Below are 15936 nucleotides of genomic sequence, written 5' to 3'. Positions count from 1 at the left end.
CGTTATTTCTCCGTATTTTTATTTTTTAATTCGTTATAAATACTCAACGCGCGACTTGTCATTTCTTCAGTACCCACATCATATCTTCTGGACTGCATCATCATCGTGTCAGAGTGCACCAGCATGACACGCTGGAACAAGCGTTGTAGCAGTGTGTAGCAGCCAGTTTTTCTCAGAAACTTAAACAGATAAACCTTAGACTTAGGATAGCGGTGGAAAAAGACCAGCGAGAGCGCCATCCCTTTGCGCAGTATTTTTTTCGCCGCCCTACGGGCTCTCACCTTTGCCCCTTCCTGACGTAATAATTGACGTTGCAAAGACAGCCAGCGTAGTGGTTGAGTGATACGCCATGAACGACTGTTATGTAAGTCCGCCATTTGCTGATGAAGCTGATGATTCTGACCGATGACATGATTCAGTTCGTCAACCTGACCTTGCAACGTCTGAATAGTCTCCGACATTTTGCTTATCTGACGCGTATAGGTACGGTTTAACGTCTCCAGCTGTGAGGCAAAGGACGAAAACTGTTGGCGCAAAATCGCATCGTAACGGTTGCTCAGGGCATCTAGCGTCAGGCCGTACTGTTGGGTAAACAGGGGTTCAAAGCGTTCAAGAATATCTTCAGGCGCGGCTTTCTGAGCAATGATGCTGTAGTCTGGGCTAACCCCTTTTAGTACATCGATCAAATTGACGGCAGCATCCGGGGATTTAAGAGCCTCTTTTTCCTGCAGACGAACAGTAATTGCCCGGTTAAAACCATAATGAATAGGTAAAAACTCAAGCAGTGGTGGCGGCAGAGGGTGATTATGCGTTGGATCCATATAAAATGAACAGGTCCCGACGCTCACATTCTCAGGATTCGGCGTTTCGAGGATCAGCAAACCGCCAGGTTTCAGCACCCGCAAGGTATGCATGACGAGCTGCTGCAGTACCTCAAAAGGTAAATGCTCAGCAATATGAAAACCAGTCAACGCTATCAGGCTCTGATCCGCCTGATTTTGCAGAAACTGCAGACAATCCATTTTCTGCACGTTCAGTCCGGCTTCCTTGGCGCGCGCCAGCATGCCATCATCGAGATCGACGCCGATGTTCGCAATGCCATTTTCCGTCAGGATCTCCAGCCATTCGCCACGCCCGCAACCAATGTCCGCAATCACGCCATCAGGATAAATTTCCTTCAGACGTGACAGAAAAGGTAAATAAAAACTCAGGCGGCTCTTGATATCTTCAACCGAACCTCTGTGTCGTTCTTCAAATGAACGATAAAACGACGAACCCATTAAGAAATCTCCAGTTCAGGTGGCAACCAGGACACGCCGACAAACTCTTGTTGTTCCGTGTTAACGACGTTGAATACCACGGCCAGATCGCGCCATTCATAGTTTTTGCCGAGGTGCGTACTGGAAGTATGCAACGCGACAGCGACAGAATAGGAGCCAACCCCCAATCTCGCATCGAAAGAGAATAAGAACGAGCGCTTTTCTCCTTTTTTCAGGGAGGTGAGTGTCTGTTTAAGATGATGCGTATTGGTCCCAAAAATCGGCTGCCCTAGTCGATCCTTAATCATATATCCGACGACTAGCTCAGGAATATCGTCCTTGACCTCAACGTTGACCTGCAAGCTAACACGATGTCCAACTGAGGCAAATTCAGTCACACTGCCCTGTTCATCGAGAAGATGAACCTCAGCGATAGTCACTTCACCAGTGCCTGAAACAGTTTGCGTTTTACCATTGTGCTCAACTTGTTTAATGGACTGATTTTGCTTATCGGCCAGAAGCGCATTGTAATAATCCATCACTGCTTCCGGTTCGCCTTCCATCTCAATGTGGCCTTTATTCAACAAAATGGCCCGGTCACAAATGCTTTGGATCGCCTGTTTATCGTGGGATACCAGCAACAACGTGGTCCCTTCCTTACGAAATTTGCGGATACGCTCAAAGCTTTTATGCTGGAAATAAGCATCCCCAACGGATAACGCTTCATCAATAATCAGCACATCAGGGCGAATAGCGGTCGCTACGCTAAAAGCTAATCGAACCTGCATACCACTGGAATAGACGCGCACAGGTTGATCGATATAGTCCCCAATCTCCGCAAATTCTTCAATTTGCGGCATCAACTCAGTAATTTTCTCTGAGGATAACCCCAACAGTTGCCCAGACATATAGACGTTCTGTCGGCCAGTGAAATCAGAATGAAACCCCATACCCAGTTCGAGTAATGCAGCGACACGGCCTGAGATTTCAATCTCTCCAGTCGTTGGTCTGGACGTACCGGTAATGAGTTTAAGCAGGGTACTCTTGCCCGCACCGTTGATACCGATAATACCAACCGCCTCTCCCGGAGCGACTTCGAAATTAATGTCGCTGAGGATCCATTTAAGATTATGGCGTTTAGTATTCAGAGGGGATAACCATTCGATCAGTCTCCCGGTCTTTGAGTGATACTGGCGATATGCCTTACCGACATTCTTTACTCTGATGTAACTCATTATAATTCATCCACCATATCCGCCGCATGCTTGCGGAACATCCTGAAACCGATGACGCAGAAAATAATGGCAAGAGCCAATACTGGCCATAGCGAATACCAGTTGGGCGCCTGATGGTAGGCGAAGATGGACTGATAAGATTGCATCACCCGCGTCATTGGGTTATAGAGCAGCAGATTTTTTGCCCATGCTGGTAATGAATTCAGTACGTAAACAATGGGAGTGAACCAAAACCAAAATTGCAGTGCAACCCCAACCAGTTGCCCCACATCCCGGAAAAAGACGTTCATCACACCGAGGATCATACCCAGCCCACCGGCAAACAGGATCTGCAAAAGCAGAACCGGTATCACCGAGAAAAACAGCCAGCCAGGGAAGTTACCTGTGACAATGATAAAAATAAGGAACAGGCTGAAGATAATCGCAAAATTAAGCACTGCCGATAATGTCACGATGATCGGCAGACAAATTTTCGGAAAACTCAGTTTTTTGATCAGATTGGCATTGTTAATAAATACGCTCTGCCCTTTATCCAGCATCTCTGTAAATAATCCCCAGGTCAGCACCCCGGAGCAGAGATAAATACTGTATGCAAACGGCCCGGTATTATCGGGCATTCTGGCTTTCATCACCTCGGAAAAAACCAGAGTATAGACCAGAATCATAGAGAGCGGTTGTAAAACGAGCCATAGTGCGCCCAGCATACTGGTTTGATAGCGTGCCTGAAAATCACGCTTAACACTGCTCCAGATAAATCCCCGATAACGATAAATCGTCGTAAGTAAATCTCTCACCTTATTCCCCGCTTAACAGGTGTAACAGCTCGGTCGTTTTCTCGTTCATCAACGCCGTATCCGCTCTGGACTCAACGTTCAGGCGCACCACCGGCTCCGTGTTGGATGTGCGCAGGTTAAAGCGCCACTCAGGGTATTCAATACTGATACCGTCCGTTGTGTCGATGTGTGCGGCCGCCGGCTCATACTGCGCCCGGATGCGCGCGATCGCTTCCGCCGCATTTCCCAGCTTGCGGTTGATCTCCCCCGACGCCGGGAACGCCGCCTGGCGGTCCGCCACCAGCGATTTCAGCGAGCTGTTCTTCAGGCACAGCAGCTCCGCCACCAGCAGCCACGGGATCATCCCGCTGTCGCAGTAGGCGAAGTCGCGGAAGTAGTGGTGCGCGCTCATCTCCCCGCCGTAGATGGCGTCTTCCTGGCGCATCCGCTCCTTGATGAACGCATGCCCCGTCTTCGACATCACCGGCTGCCCGCCGCTGCGGGTCACGATGTCCACCGTGTTCCACGTCAGGCGCGGGTCGTGAATGATTTTCGCCCCCGGCTGCTTCTGCAGGAACGCTTCCGCCAGCAGGCCGACAATGTAATACCCCTCGATAAACGACGCCTCGTCATCGAACAGGAAGCAGCGGTCGAAGTCGCCGTCAAAGGCGATACCCATGTCCGCCTGATGCGCACGCACCGCGTCGGCGGTGTCCTGGCGGCACTCCGGCAGCAGCGGGTTCGGGATACCGTTCGGGAAATGGCCGTCCGGCTGGTGATGCACCTTGATAAAGGTCACCGGCGCCCCGGCCGCCGCGAAGCGTTTCTCCACCTCATCAATCACGTGCCCCGCCGCCCCGTTGCCGGAGTTCACCACCAGCTTCAGCGGACGGGTGAAGTTCGCCAGGTCCACGTAGCCCATCAGGTGGTCGACGTACTCCTTCAGCACCGAAATCTGGCGCAGGGTGCCGCGACGCGCCGGGTCCACCGGCGGGAACTGGTTTTCCTCCGCCAGGCGCTGGATATCCCGCAGGCCGGTGTCGCCGCTGATGGGCTTCGCGTTCTCGCGCACCAGCTTCATGCCGTTGTAGTTCATCGGGTTGTGGCTCGCCGTCACCTCGATACCGCCGTCCACCCCGAGGTGGAAGGTGGCGAAGTAAATCTCCTCGGTGCCGCTCAGGCCGATATCCAGCACGTCGGTGCCGGCGTCCATCAGCCCGCGGGCCAGCGCCAGCTTCAGCGACTCGCTGGTGAGGCGCACATCGCCCCCCACCACTATCTTCCCGGGTTTCAGAAATTCGCCGTAGGCGCGGCCGATACGGTAGGCGATGTCCTCGTTCAGCTCCTCGCCCAGTTCACCACGGATGTCATAAGCCTTAAAGCATGTTAACTGTGTCATTCTGCGTTTTGTCCCGAAAAAAATTAGCAACGACCATACTGGTCTTTAATACGAATAATGTCGTCCTCGCCGAGGTACGACCCCGACTGGATCTCCAGCACTTCCAGCGGAATGCGGCCCGGGTTTTCCAGGCTGTGCTCGGCGCCAATCGGAATAAAGGTGGACTGGTTCTCGGTCAGCAGGAACTGCTTGCCGTTGACCGTCACCTGGCCGGTGCCGGCGAGAATGACCCAGTGCTCGGCGCGGTGGTGGTGCATCTGCATCGAGAAGGCGCCGCCCGGTTTCACGGTGATACGGTTGACGTTGAAGCGCGGGGTCTGGACCACCACGTCGCAGCGGCCCCAGGGACGGTAAATCTCGCGGTGGCGCTTGTATTCGCTGCGCTGGTTCTGCTTGAGGAACTCGACCGCCTTCTTCACGTCCTGGGAACGCTCGCGGTTCATCACCAGCACGGCGTCCTTGGTGCTGACAATCACCAGGTTCTCCACGCCGATGGCCGCCACCAGCTTCTCGTCGCTGTTGATGTAGCAGTTTTCGCTGTTGTGCACCCACGCGTCGCCGCTGAGGACGTTGCCCTGCTCGTCTTTCGGGCTGACCTCCCACAGGGCGGACCAGGAGCCGACGTCGCTCCAGTCGGCATCGAGACCGACCACCACCGCGTCGGCGGTTTTCTCCATCACCGCGTAGTCCACGGACTCGTCCGGGCACTCGCAGAAAATGTCATGCGGGATGCTGATGAAGTCGCTGCCGTTGTCGGCGGCATTGACCGCGGCCTGACAGGCTTCGAGGATATCCGGGCGGAATTTGGCCAGCTCGGAGAGGTATTTTTTGGCGCGGAACATAAACATGCCGCTGTTCCAGTAGTACTCCCCGGAGGCGAGGTAGGCCTCAGCGCGCTCGCGGTCCGGCTTCTCCACGAAGCGGGCCACCTGGTACGGGGTGTGGGCGCTGTCGGTGAGGGCCACGCCGCGCTGGATGTAGCCGTAGCCGGTTTCCGGGGCGTTCGGCACGATACCGAAGGTGACCAGGTGGCCTTCATCGGCATACTGCTCGGCGACGCGGATGGCGTCGTGGAAGACCGGCTGGTTATTGATGATATGGTCGGCGGCGAGGACCAGCATCAGCGGGTCGTCACCGTGACGGGTGGCCTGAAGGGCCGCCAGAGCAATGGCCGGGGCGGTGTTGCGCCCGACCGGCTCAAGAATAATGTTGTTGGACAGCCTGTTGAGCTGGCGCAGCTGTTCGGCCACCAGGAAGCGGTGCTCTTCGTTACAGATGACCATCGGTTCATGGATTTCAAGGCCCGAGAGTCGGGTGATGGTTTCCTGCAGCATGGAGTTCTGCCCGTACAGCCGGAGGAACTGTTTCGGGTAAAGCTCGCGAGACATCGGCCAGAGACGACTGCCGGTACCACCAGCCATAATTACAGGAAGTAACATAATGAAATCCTTAAATAAATAATTGCTTTATTTTACTATCAATCAATCGACCGTCGGGTGGAATGGCCTTTTTCAGGCACGCTACCGCCATTGGCTGTCGCAACCAAAATGCGTACTGCTCCCGTGTTTCAGGCTAAACGCCACCCTCTTTCGCTTCAGGCTATCGGCAGAACGTTCACTCAGCGGCCTGAAAAGCCAGCCTGACGGAACGGGTGTCCTGAAAACCTAAAAGCAGAGATATGTCCTGGGACATATCTCTGCTTTTAATATGCATCTGTCCTCACCTGGCCGCGAAATGCCCCACACTTTCCGCATTTGCCGCCGGGTTAACCATCAGGACTTTCTCATTTACGCAGGGTATCACGCGTGCGCTTTCCGCCACCGACGAAAGGGAAACGGGCGGCCTGCCGGTGTCAGCAAGCGTCAGAAAGGAGCGTCCACGATGCGGGGAAAGATAAGAAGAGACATCGCTATCGCCGCCAGGGAGACAACGCGCGGCCAGGCTTGATGACCTTTTGCACATGGCGACGGCGCTTTGTTCCGACAGGAGGGATAAACGACTCATGCTCTACACTGCACATTCCACAAAGAAAATCGTCCGCAGATTATAGCGCTGGTCGCGGGGAATAAAAATAAAAAAGCCTACTGATTAATGGATTACTCAAATAATACACATTATAAACATTCACTAAACAAACAAAACCAATCTAATCCATTGATATTAATCAAAAAACCAGAGGAAACACTACAAAGATTTTGCCCATTTGCTAAATCATCCGCTGACGAAAATATATCTTTAAACAAAATTACGCCATACCGGGGGGATTGGCGACCTTTATGATTGCGCCATGAATCGCTAAACCGCTGACAGGTCACAAGGTTATTATTCGACAGCTAACAGTCAAATGAGAAACGTTGTTATTTATCAGCCTTTGCCACCACGATTTTGCCAGAAAAAAGCGCCCTTCACTTCACGCCTGGCGGATAAGACGCGGCAAAGCAAGTGATCCCAACCGCAAGCCAGTGTAAAATCAGCTCTTATGTAGAACGGGATATCCACACCCCGGAGGAAAAATATGAAGTTTTTGGTCACTGGTGCCGCAGGTTTTATCGGCTTTCATATCGCGCAGCGCCTGCTGAATGAAGGGCATGACGTTGTCGGGATCGACAACATGAACGACTACTATGACGTCAGCCTGAAGCAGGCCCGTCTGGATCGTCTGTCCTCTCCGGCATTCCATTTCCAGCAGCTGGATCTTGCCGACCGTGAGGGTATGGCGACGCTGTTCGCCGCAGAACAGTTTGACCGCGTGATCCACCTGGCGGCCCAGGCCGGCGTGCGCTATTCGCTGGAAAACCCGTATGCCTACGCCGACGCAAACCTGATGGGGTACCTGAATATTCTGGAAGGCTGCCGCCATACCAAAGTGAAACACCTGGTATACGCCTCCTCCAGTTCGGTTTACGGCCTTAACCGCAAAATGCCGTTCTCCACGGAGGATTCCGTCGATCATCCGGTTTCCCTGTACGCCGCCACCAAGAAAGCCAATGAGCTGATGGCGCATACCTATTCCCATCTGTACGGCATCCCGACCACCGGGCTGCGCTTCTTTACGGTCTATGGTCCGTGGGGCCGCCCGGATATGGCGCTGTTCAAGTTCACGAAAGCGATGCAGGCAGGGAAAAGTATCGACGTTTACAACTACGGCAAGATGAAGCGCGATTTCACCTATATCGACGATATCGTCGAGGCGGTGGTGCGCGTTCAGGATGTGATCCCGCAGGCCAATGCCGACTGGACCGTTGAGAGCGGTTCCCCGGCCACCAGCTCCGCGCCGTACCGGGTCTATAACATTGGCAACAGCTCGCCGGTGGAACTGATGGATTATATCACCGCCCTGGAAGAAGCCCTGGGGATGGAAGCGAAGAAGAATATGATGCCGATTCAGCCGGGCGATGTGCTGGACACCAGTGCAGACACCCAGCCGCTGTATGACCTGGTGGGCTTTAAGCCACAGACATCAGTGAAAGAAGGCGTGAAGAACTTCGTGGAGTGGTATAAGGATTACTATAAGATCTAACCTGTCTCTGCCCTGCCCTGCCGCAATCCGCTGATTGCGGCAACGGATAAGCATCCCGTATTGTCTTCCTTTATCATTCATTTCTTTACCCGAGCCTGGCACAGGCTATACTTTTTTGTGCTAAAGAATAATTTTTACTGGTTTTAACGACGGTGCTGAAACCAGTTTCATCTGCCCGCCAGCGAAAAAGCCAACAACTTTAAGCCCGGTCCCCTGCTATCACTCTTTTCAATACTATTTTTAATGGCTCCTTCAGCATTTTCTCCTGATAAATAAAAGACATTACTTTCTGTAGGAATTTTCTTAAGAACAGGATATGTTAGAGATCGCAATTCAGCGCTTCCGGGCTGACGTGTTGCTTAACATGCTAATGATTCAACCAACAAAAAGCTGTGGTAGATATTATGGAAAACCTATTTTTCTTAGTAGTGGCTGCCATACTACTTGCTGTGTCTGTTTTCTTTTTAATTTCATATCTGAAAGACAGAAAGAAAACAAAACTGACGTTTAATAAACGCAAGTGGTAAGACTCGCTCCATATTGCATTTAGATTAAGATAATATTAAGAGATAAAAAAATGATATGACAGAATGACCGTTCATTCTGCGTTTTGGCGTGGCCTTAAGGCAAGAAAAAATAACGTTACTCGCGCTCTGTTCCTCGTATTTCCCTTGGGCATAAATAACAAAAGCCTGCGTTGCAGGCTTTGTTTTACCTCCCGGCGCTTATCTCCGGCATCTACATCACAGTGACGGTAGCTCTTCACAAGGTAAGTTTAACTTATCGGACCTGTTTTCAACCCGCAACGGGTTTTGAGCAGGATCGTAATGTCCATCACAATTTATTGAGGTTAATCTGAATGTGCGAGAAATACGCGCAGTGAGGGATATAGCGGGGAGATAAAGAAGCATACTGGCGGCGGGGAGCCGCCAGTGTCAGACAGGCAGAATTAATCGTTGCCAAACAGATCGCGGGTATAAACCTTGTCCGCGACATCCGCCAGCTCTTCCGCCATACGGTTAGAAATGATCACATCCGCCTCTTGTTTGAAGGCATCCAGGTTGCGCACGACGCGGGAGTTGAAGAACTCATCTTCCTGCATCACCGGTTCATAGATAATAACCGGGATACCTTTCGCCTTGATGCGCTTCATAATGCCCTGAATAGAAGAGGCACGGAAGTTGTCTGACCCGCTCTTCATGATCAGGCGATACACACCCACCACTTTCGGCTTGCGGGCAAGAATAGAATCCGCGATAAAGTCTTTACGGGTACGGTTGGCATCGACGATAGCCGCGATGATGTTGTTCGGGACCGATTCGTAGTTCGCCAGCAGCTGCTTGGTGTCTTTCGGCAGACAGTAGCCGCCGTAGCCAAAGGACGGGTTGTTGTAGTGGTTGCCGATACGCGGATCCAGGCAAACCCCTTCAATAATCTGCTTGCTGTTCAGCCCCTGGCTTTCAGCATAGCTGTCGAGCTCGTTGAAATAGGCAACGCGCAGCGCCAGATAGGTGTTAGCGAACAGTTTGATCGCTTCCGCTTCAGTGGAGTCGGTAAACAGGGTCGGGATATCCTGCTTGATCGCGCCTTCTTTCAGCAGATCTGCGAAACGTTCGGCACGCGCAGAGCGCTCACCGATGACAATACGCGACGGGTGCAGGTTGTCGTACAGCGCACGGCCTTCACGCAGGAACTCAGGAGAGAAAATAACATTATCAATCCCTAAACGTTCTTTGATGTCGCGGGTGAAACCCACCGGGATGGTCGATTTAATGATCATCACCGCATTCGGGTTGATCTCGGTGACATCGCGAATAACCGCTTCAACCGTTGAGGTATTAAAGTAGTTGGTTTTCGGATCGTAGTCAGTCGGCGTCGCAATGATCACGTAGTCGGCATTACGATAGGCGTCGTGCTTGTCCGTGGTGGCACGGAAATTTAACGGCTTTTCTGCCAGATATTCCTGAATCTCTTTATCGACAATCGGAGAGATCTTCTGGTTAAGCATATCCACTTTGGCCTGTACGATATCCAGGGCCACCACTTCGTGGTTTTGCGCAATTAGGATACCGTTCGATAAACCAACATAACCTGTACCGGAAATAGTAATTTTCATGAGATTACACTTTAATCAGTTAACTGGATAATGGCGGATAGCCACGAATTTAAATAATACTGTGGGCGTTTTTACGCTGAGAAGGAAGGTAAGTCAAGCCGGTCGGTCGGCCCGGCTTGAAAACGAATAAACATGACGAGTTCCATCTGGAACCCGCCATTTTAGGAAAAAACAACCTAATTATTTATATACTTCCGCGGTGACCAGAGTATGTGCCTGCAGATCTTTCTCCGACAGCGACAGCGCGCAGTCGCTCAGCGCCGGCCAGTCAATCCCTATCTCCGGATCGTTCCAGATGATGCTCCGTTCTGACTGCGGCGCGTAGTAGTTCGTTGCCTTGTAGACAAACTGCACCGTTTCGCTCAGCGCCATAAACCCGTGGGCGAACCCTTCCGGGATCCACAACTGACGTTTATTCTCTGCGCTGAGCACCGCTCCTACCCATTTGCCAAAGGTTGGCGATGAACGACGGATATCCACCGCCACGTCAAATACCTCGCCTTCCACGCAGCGGACCAGTTTGCCCTGAGCGTGCGGATCCAACTGATAGTGCAGCCCGCGCAATACGCCTTTCTGGGACTGGGAGTGGTTGTCCTGGACGAAATTCACCTGGCGGCCCACCGCCTCATTAAACACCTTGCTGCTGAAGCTCTCAAAGAAGAAGCCTCGCGCATCACCAAACACGCGCGGTTCAAAAATCAGCACGTCAGGAATATCTGTTTTAATAATGTTCATCTTTTGCTAACCGTTTATTTGCCCAGAACTTCCGTTACCACGCGAGCCACACCCTGACGCCAGTCCGGGAGAGTCACCCCAAATGCCTGCTGGAATTTTTCATTCGACAGGCGCGAGTTGAGCGGACGCTTCGCCGGCGTCGGATAGGCCGTCGTCGGAATGCCCTTCACTTCCTGAACCGCCAGCTCGGCACCATGGGTTCTCGCCACCTCAAACACATAGCGGGCGTAGTCGCACCAGCTGGTCTCGCCGCTGGCCACCAGATGATAGGTACCGGCCAGGGCCGGATTACGCAGCGTTTCACGGATTGCCGTCGCCGTGCAGTCTGCCAGCAGCTCAGCGCCGGTGGGCGCCCCGTGCTGGTCATCAATGATGGAAAGGGTCTCTTTCTCCCCCGCCAGGCGGAGCATGGTTTTGGCAAAGTTGGCGCCGCGGGTGGCATACACCCAGCTGGTACGGAAAATCAGGTGACGCGGGTTGCCCTGCTCCAGCGCCAGTTCACCGGCGCGTTTGGTTTCACCGTAGACGTTCAGCGGGCCGGTTGCCTCATCTTCCCGGCGATAATGGCTGCCGGCGCCGTCGAACACATAATCCGTGGAATAATGCACCATCAGGGCCCCCAGCTTCGCCGACTCTTCCGCCAGCACCGCCACCCCTTTGTCGTTCAGCAGGTCGGAGAGTTCCCGCTCGCTTTCGGCCTTGTCCACCGCCGTGTGCGCGGCGGCATTCACCACCACGTCCGGGCGGACGGTACGCACGGTCTGCGCGATGCCTTCCAGATTCGTCAGGTCGCCGCACAGCTCTTTGTCAAAATAGTCCACCGCGACCACATCACCAAGGGTAGATAGGGAGCGCTGCAGCTCCCAGCCCACCTGGCCATTCTTGCCAATCAGTAAAATCTTCATTCTCTGTATCCTGTGGTTGACGGAGAAAGCATTAACGCTCGTTCAGCAGGCGCTTCAGATAAGCACCGTACTCGGTTTTCTTCAGGCGTTCGGCCTGAACCGCCACCCCTTCCGCCGACAGCCACTGATTGCGGTAACCAATCTCTTCCAGGCAGGCGACCTTCATCCCCTGGCGCTTCTCAATGGTGTGAATAAACTGTGAAGCTTCCATCAGGCTGTCATGAGTGCCCGTATCAAGCCAGGCAAAACCGCGCCCCAGCAGCTCCACCTGCAAATCGCCGCGTTCCAGATACATCTGGTTCAGGGTAGTAATCTCGAGCTCCCCGCGCTCGGAAGGCTTCACATCCTTCGCCATCTCCACCACGTTGTTGTCGTAGAAGTAGAGCCCGGTCACCGCCCAGTCGGATTTCGGTTTCAGCGGTTTCTCCTCGATGGACAGCGCCTTAAAGTTCTCATCAAACTCCACCACCCCGAAGCGCTCCGGATCCAGCACCTGGTAACCAAATACCGTGGCACCGGAGGTCTTCGCCGCCGCCGCTTCCAGCTTTTTACCGAAGCTCTGGCCAAAGTAGATATTATCCCCCAGCACCAGGGCGCAGGCATCGTTGCCGATAAACTTCTCGCCAATGATAAAGGCCTGCGCCAGGCCGTCTGGTGACGGCTGGACGGCGTAGCTGAAGTTCACCCCGAACTGCGACCCGTCACCCAGCAGGCGCTGGAAGGAAGGCATATCGTCCGGCGTGGAGATGATAAGAATATCGCGAATGCCCGCCAGCATCAGGACAGACACCGGGTAGAAAATCATCGGCTTGTCGTAGATAGGCAGCAGCTGCTTGGAGACGCCCTGAGTGATGGGATATAAACGCGTGCCGGAGCCGCCGGCCAGAACAATACCTTTCATCTTTACTTCCTTATTAGTTATTCAGACCCAGACGCTCGCCGGCATAGGAGCCGTCCAGCACGCGCTGCCACCAGGTCTGGTTGTTCAGGTACCAGTGCACGGTTTTCTCAATCCCGCTCTCGAACGTTTCCTGCGGTACCCACCCCAGATCGCGCTGAATTTTTGCGGCATCAATGGCGTAGCGCAGGTCGTGTCCCGGACGGTCGGTGACAAAAGTGATCAGGTCAGCAAAGTGGGCGATGTTGCCCGGCTTCTGCGCCACCACCTTGTCGAGAATGGCGCAGATGGTGCGCACCACATCGATATTTTTACGCTCGTTATGACCGCCGATATTGTAGGTCTCGCCGCTTTTGCCTTCGGTCGCCACTTTGTACAGTGCACGGGCATGGTCCTCAACATACAGCCAGTCACGGATCTGCTCCCCGTTGCCATATACCGGCAGGGGTTTACCCGCCAGGGCGTTGAGAATGGTCAGTGGGATGAGTTTTTCCGGGAAGTGATACGGACCATAGTTATTGGAACAGTTGGTCACCACCACCGGCAGGCCGTAGGTGCGGTTCCAGGCGCGAACCAGATGGTCGCTCCCCGCTTTAGAGGCGGAGTACGGGCTGCTCGGCGCGTACGGGGTTTCTTCGGTGAACAGGTCATCGGTGCCGTGCAGGTCGCCGTACACTTCATCGGTGGAGATATGGTGGAAGCGGAAAGCCAGCTTCTGCGCTTCCCCAAGGCCGGACCAGTAGTGACGGGCCGCCTCCAGCAGAGTGAAGGTACCGATCACATTGGTCTGGATAAAAGCAGCCGGGCCATCAATGGAACGGTCTACATGGCTTTCTGCCGCCAGGTGCATCACGATATCCGGGCGGAACTCGCTGAACTGGGACGCCACAGCAGCAGCATCCGTGATATCGGTCTGGGAGAATGAGTAGCGGTCGCTCCCGGCCACCGGCGCCAGGGATTCGAGGTTGCCGGCGTAGGTCAGGCAGTCCATCACGCGGACTTCATCCAGGGTATTTTCAATGATATGACGAACTACAGCAGAACCAATAAAACCCGCTCCACCAGTTACAAGAATCTTCATAATAATCTTATCCGAAATAGTTTCGTAGATAAAAAGGGCATAACACTTTTTTATGCCCTTTCAATTATAGACATGAGAATTAATGAGCATTTGGATATTAAAATATAACCAGTGTATTTAATGATACTCGCATATTTCTCGTTAATTTTTGAACATCTTATGACAGGAGATTGAGTATTTCTTTAGTTTTACTCTCCATCAGACCAGAATCTGCTCTGGACTCAACGTTCAGGCGCACCACCGGCTCCGTGTTGGATGTGCGCAGGTTAAAGCGCCACTCAGGGTATTCAATACTGATACCGTCCGTTGTGTCGATGTGTGCGGCCGCCGGCTCATACTGCGCCCGGATGCGCGCGATCGCCTCCGCCGCATTACCCAGCTTGCGGTTGATCTCCCCCGACGCCGGGAACGCCGCCTGGCGGTCCTCCACCAGCGATTTCAGCGAGCTGTTCTTCAGGCACAGCAGCTCCGCCACCAGCAGCCACGGGATCATCCCGCTGTCGCAGTAGGCGAAGTCGCGGAAGTAGTGGTGCGCGCTCATCTCCCCGCCGTAGATGGCGTCTTCCTGGCGCATCCGCTCCTTGATGAACGCATGCCCCGTCTTCGACATCACCGGCTGCCCGCCGCTGCGGGTCACGATGTCCACCGTGTTCCACGTCAGGCGCGGGTCGTGAATGATTTTCGCCCCCGGCTGCTTCTGCAGGAACGCTTCCGCCAGCAGGCCGACAATGTAGTATCCCTCGATAAACGACGCCTCGTCATCGAACAGGAAGCAGCGGTCGAAGTCGCCGTCAAAGGCGATCCCCATGTCTGCCTGATGCGCACGCACCGCGTCGGCGGTGTCCTGGCGGCACTCCGGCAGCAGCGGGTTCGGGATACCGTTCGGGAAATGGCCGTCCGGCTGGTGATGCACCTTGATAAAGGTCACCGGCGCCCCGGCCGCCGCAAAGCGTTTCTCCACCTCATCAATCACGTGCCCCGCCGCCCCGTTGCCGGAGTTCACCACCAGCTTCAGCGGACGGGTGAAGTTCGCCAGGTCCACGTAGCCCATCAGGTGGTCAACGTACTCCTTCAGCACCGAAATCTGGCGCAGGGTCCCGCGACGCGCCGGGTCCACCGGCGGGAACTGGTTTTCCTCCGCCAGGCGCTGGATGTCACGCAGGCCGGTGTCGCCGCTGATGGGCTTCGCGTTCTCGCGCACCAGCTTCATGCCGTTGTAGTTCATCGGGTTGTGGCTGGCCGTCACCTCGATACCGCCGTCCACCCCGAGGTGGAAGGTGGCGAAGTAAATCTCTTCGGTACCGCTCAGGCCGATATCCAGCACGTCGGTGCCGGCGTCCATCAGCCCGCGGGCCAGCGCCAGCTTCAGCGATTCGCTGGTGAGGCGCACATCGCCCCCCACCACTATCTTCCCGGGTTTCAGAAACTCGCCGTAGGCGCGGCCGATACGGTAGGCGATGTCCTCGTTCAGCTCCTCGCCCAGTTCACCACGGATGTCATAAGCCTTAAAGCATGTTAACTGTGTCATTCTGCATTTTGTCCCGAAAAAAATTAGCAACGACCATACTGGTCTTTAATACGAATAATGTCGTCCTCGCCGAGGTACGACCCCGACTGGATCTCCAGCACTTCCAGCGGAATGCGGCCCGGGTTTTCCAGGCTGTGCTCGGCGCCAATCGGAATAAAGGTGGACTGGTTCTCGGTCAGCAGGAACTGCTTGCCGTTGACCGTCACCTGACCGGTGCCGGCGAGAATGACCCAGTGCTCGGCGCGGTGGTGGTGCATCTGCATCGAGAAGGCGCCGCCCGGTTTCACCGTGATACGGTTGACGTTGAAGCGCGGGGTCTGGACCACCACGTCGCAGCGGCCCCAGGGACGGTAAATCTCGCGGTGGCGCTTGTATTCGCTGCGCTGGTTCTGCTTGAGGAACTCGACCGCCTTCTTCACGTCCTGGGAACGTTCGCGGTTCATCACCAGCACGGCGTCCTTGGTGCTGACAATCACCAGGTTCTCCA

At 54.2% G+C, this 15936-nt stretch carries 14 protein-coding genes; 2 read left to right on the top strand and 12 right to left on the bottom strand.

Going from position 1 to position 15936, the window contains the following annotated elements; translation table 11 throughout:
* Positions 1–2: 2 nt before the first annotated feature.
* The 5 genes from ABLV52_RS01590 to ABLV52_RS01570 are packed head-to-tail and all read right to left on the bottom strand — an operon-like array spanning position 3 to position 6105.
* Positions 3–1280 carry a class I SAM-dependent methyltransferase gene (locus ABLV52_RS01590; RefSeq protein WP_072422142.1) on the bottom strand — a complete coding sequence of 426 codons (1278 nt, stop codon included), beginning with the start codon at positions 1278–1280 and terminating at the stop codon, positions 3–5.
* Positions 1280–2494 (bottom strand): O8 family O-antigen export ABC transporter ATP-binding subunit, encoded by a 1215-nt coding sequence (wzt, locus tag ABLV52_RS01585; protein WP_348889928.1) that lies wholly within the window; start codon positions 2492–2494, stop codon positions 1280–1282. The genes ABLV52_RS01590 and wzt overlap by 1 nt, the downstream gene beginning before the upstream one ends.
* Positions 2494–3288 (bottom strand): O8 family O-antigen export ABC transporter permease subunit, encoded by a 795-nt coding sequence (wzm, locus tag ABLV52_RS01580; RefSeq protein ID WP_008804106.1) that lies wholly within the window; start codon positions 3286–3288, stop codon positions 2494–2496. The genes wzt and wzm overlap by 1 nt, the downstream gene beginning before the upstream one ends.
* A 1-nt stretch (position 3289) precedes the next feature.
* Positions 3290–4666, bottom strand: coding sequence for an O9 family phosphomannomutase RfbK (gene rfbK, locus ABLV52_RS01575; RefSeq protein WP_032731030.1), 1377 nt, complete (start codon positions 4664–4666; stop codon positions 3290–3292).
* Between the two features lie 23 nt (positions 4667–4689).
* Entirely contained in the window at positions 4690–6105 is a 1416-nt protein-coding gene (locus tag ABLV52_RS01570; protein WP_064154354.1) for a mannose-1-phosphate guanylyltransferase/mannose-6-phosphate isomerase, read from the bottom strand.
* A 1076-nt stretch (positions 6106–7181) separates the two neighbouring features.
* On the opposite strand from ABLV52_RS01570, the gene ABLV52_RS01565 reads away from it, so the two are divergent.
* Positions 7182–8186, top strand: a complete 1005-nt coding sequence (locus ABLV52_RS01565) for an NAD-dependent epimerase (protein WP_348889927.1) — start codon at positions 7182–7184, stop codon at positions 8184–8186.
* 404 nt (positions 8187–8590) lie between these two features.
* On the top strand, positions 8591–8713 hold the full coding sequence (locus tag ABLV52_RS01560; protein ID WP_000429184.1) for a small membrane protein: 123 nt from the start codon (positions 8591–8593) through the stop codon (positions 8711–8713).
* Between the two features lie 422 nt (positions 8714–9135).
* On the opposite strand, the gene ugd is transcribed toward ABLV52_RS01560, so the two are convergent.
* The 7 genes from ugd to ABLV52_RS01525 form a co-directional block, all read right to left on the bottom strand.
* Positions 9136–10302, bottom strand: a complete 1167-nt coding sequence (gene ugd, locus ABLV52_RS01555; protein WP_171878805.1) for a UDP-glucose 6-dehydrogenase — start codon at positions 10300–10302, stop codon at positions 9136–9138.
* A 180-nt stretch (positions 10303–10482) separates the two neighbouring features.
* Entirely contained in the window at positions 10483–11037 is a 555-nt protein-coding gene (rfbC, locus tag ABLV52_RS01550) for a dTDP-4-dehydrorhamnose 3,5-epimerase (RefSeq protein WP_348889926.1), read from the bottom strand.
* Positions 11038–11051: 14 nt separating this feature from the next.
* On the bottom strand, positions 11052–11942 hold the full coding sequence (gene rfbD, locus ABLV52_RS01545; RefSeq protein ID WP_348889925.1) for a dTDP-4-dehydrorhamnose reductase: 891 nt from the start codon (positions 11940–11942) through the stop codon (positions 11052–11054).
* Between the two features lie 31 nt (positions 11943–11973).
* Complete coding sequence (gene rfbA, locus ABLV52_RS01540) at positions 11974–12843, bottom strand: glucose-1-phosphate thymidylyltransferase RfbA (RefSeq protein ID WP_117133296.1); 870 nt, start codon at positions 12841–12843, stop codon at positions 11974–11976.
* A 13-nt stretch (positions 12844–12856) separates the two neighbouring features.
* Positions 12857–13921 (bottom strand): dTDP-glucose 4,6-dehydratase, encoded by a 1065-nt coding sequence (gene rfbB / locus ABLV52_RS01535; RefSeq protein ID WP_139596809.1) that lies wholly within the window; start codon positions 13919–13921, stop codon positions 12857–12859.
* Positions 13922–14078: 157 nt separating this feature from the next.
* Positions 14079–15449 (bottom strand): O9 family phosphomannomutase RfbK, encoded by a 1371-nt coding sequence (gene rfbK / locus ABLV52_RS01530; protein WP_152842295.1) that lies wholly within the window; start codon positions 15447–15449, stop codon positions 14079–14081.
* A gap of 23 nt (positions 15450–15472) precedes the next feature.
* Positions 15473–15936, bottom strand: a 464-nt coding sequence (locus ABLV52_RS01525) for a cupin domain-containing protein (RefSeq protein WP_211702190.1), incomplete at its 5' end; no start/stop codon positions are given.

The organism is Klebsiella sp. GB_Kp056 (assembly GCF_040064755.1).
Lineage (GTDB): Bacteria > Pseudomonadota > Gammaproteobacteria > Enterobacterales > Enterobacteriaceae > Klebsiella > Klebsiella quasipneumoniae.
Note: the sequence above shows the minus strand (reverse complement) of the source record. Positions and strands in the feature narration are given on the sequence as shown.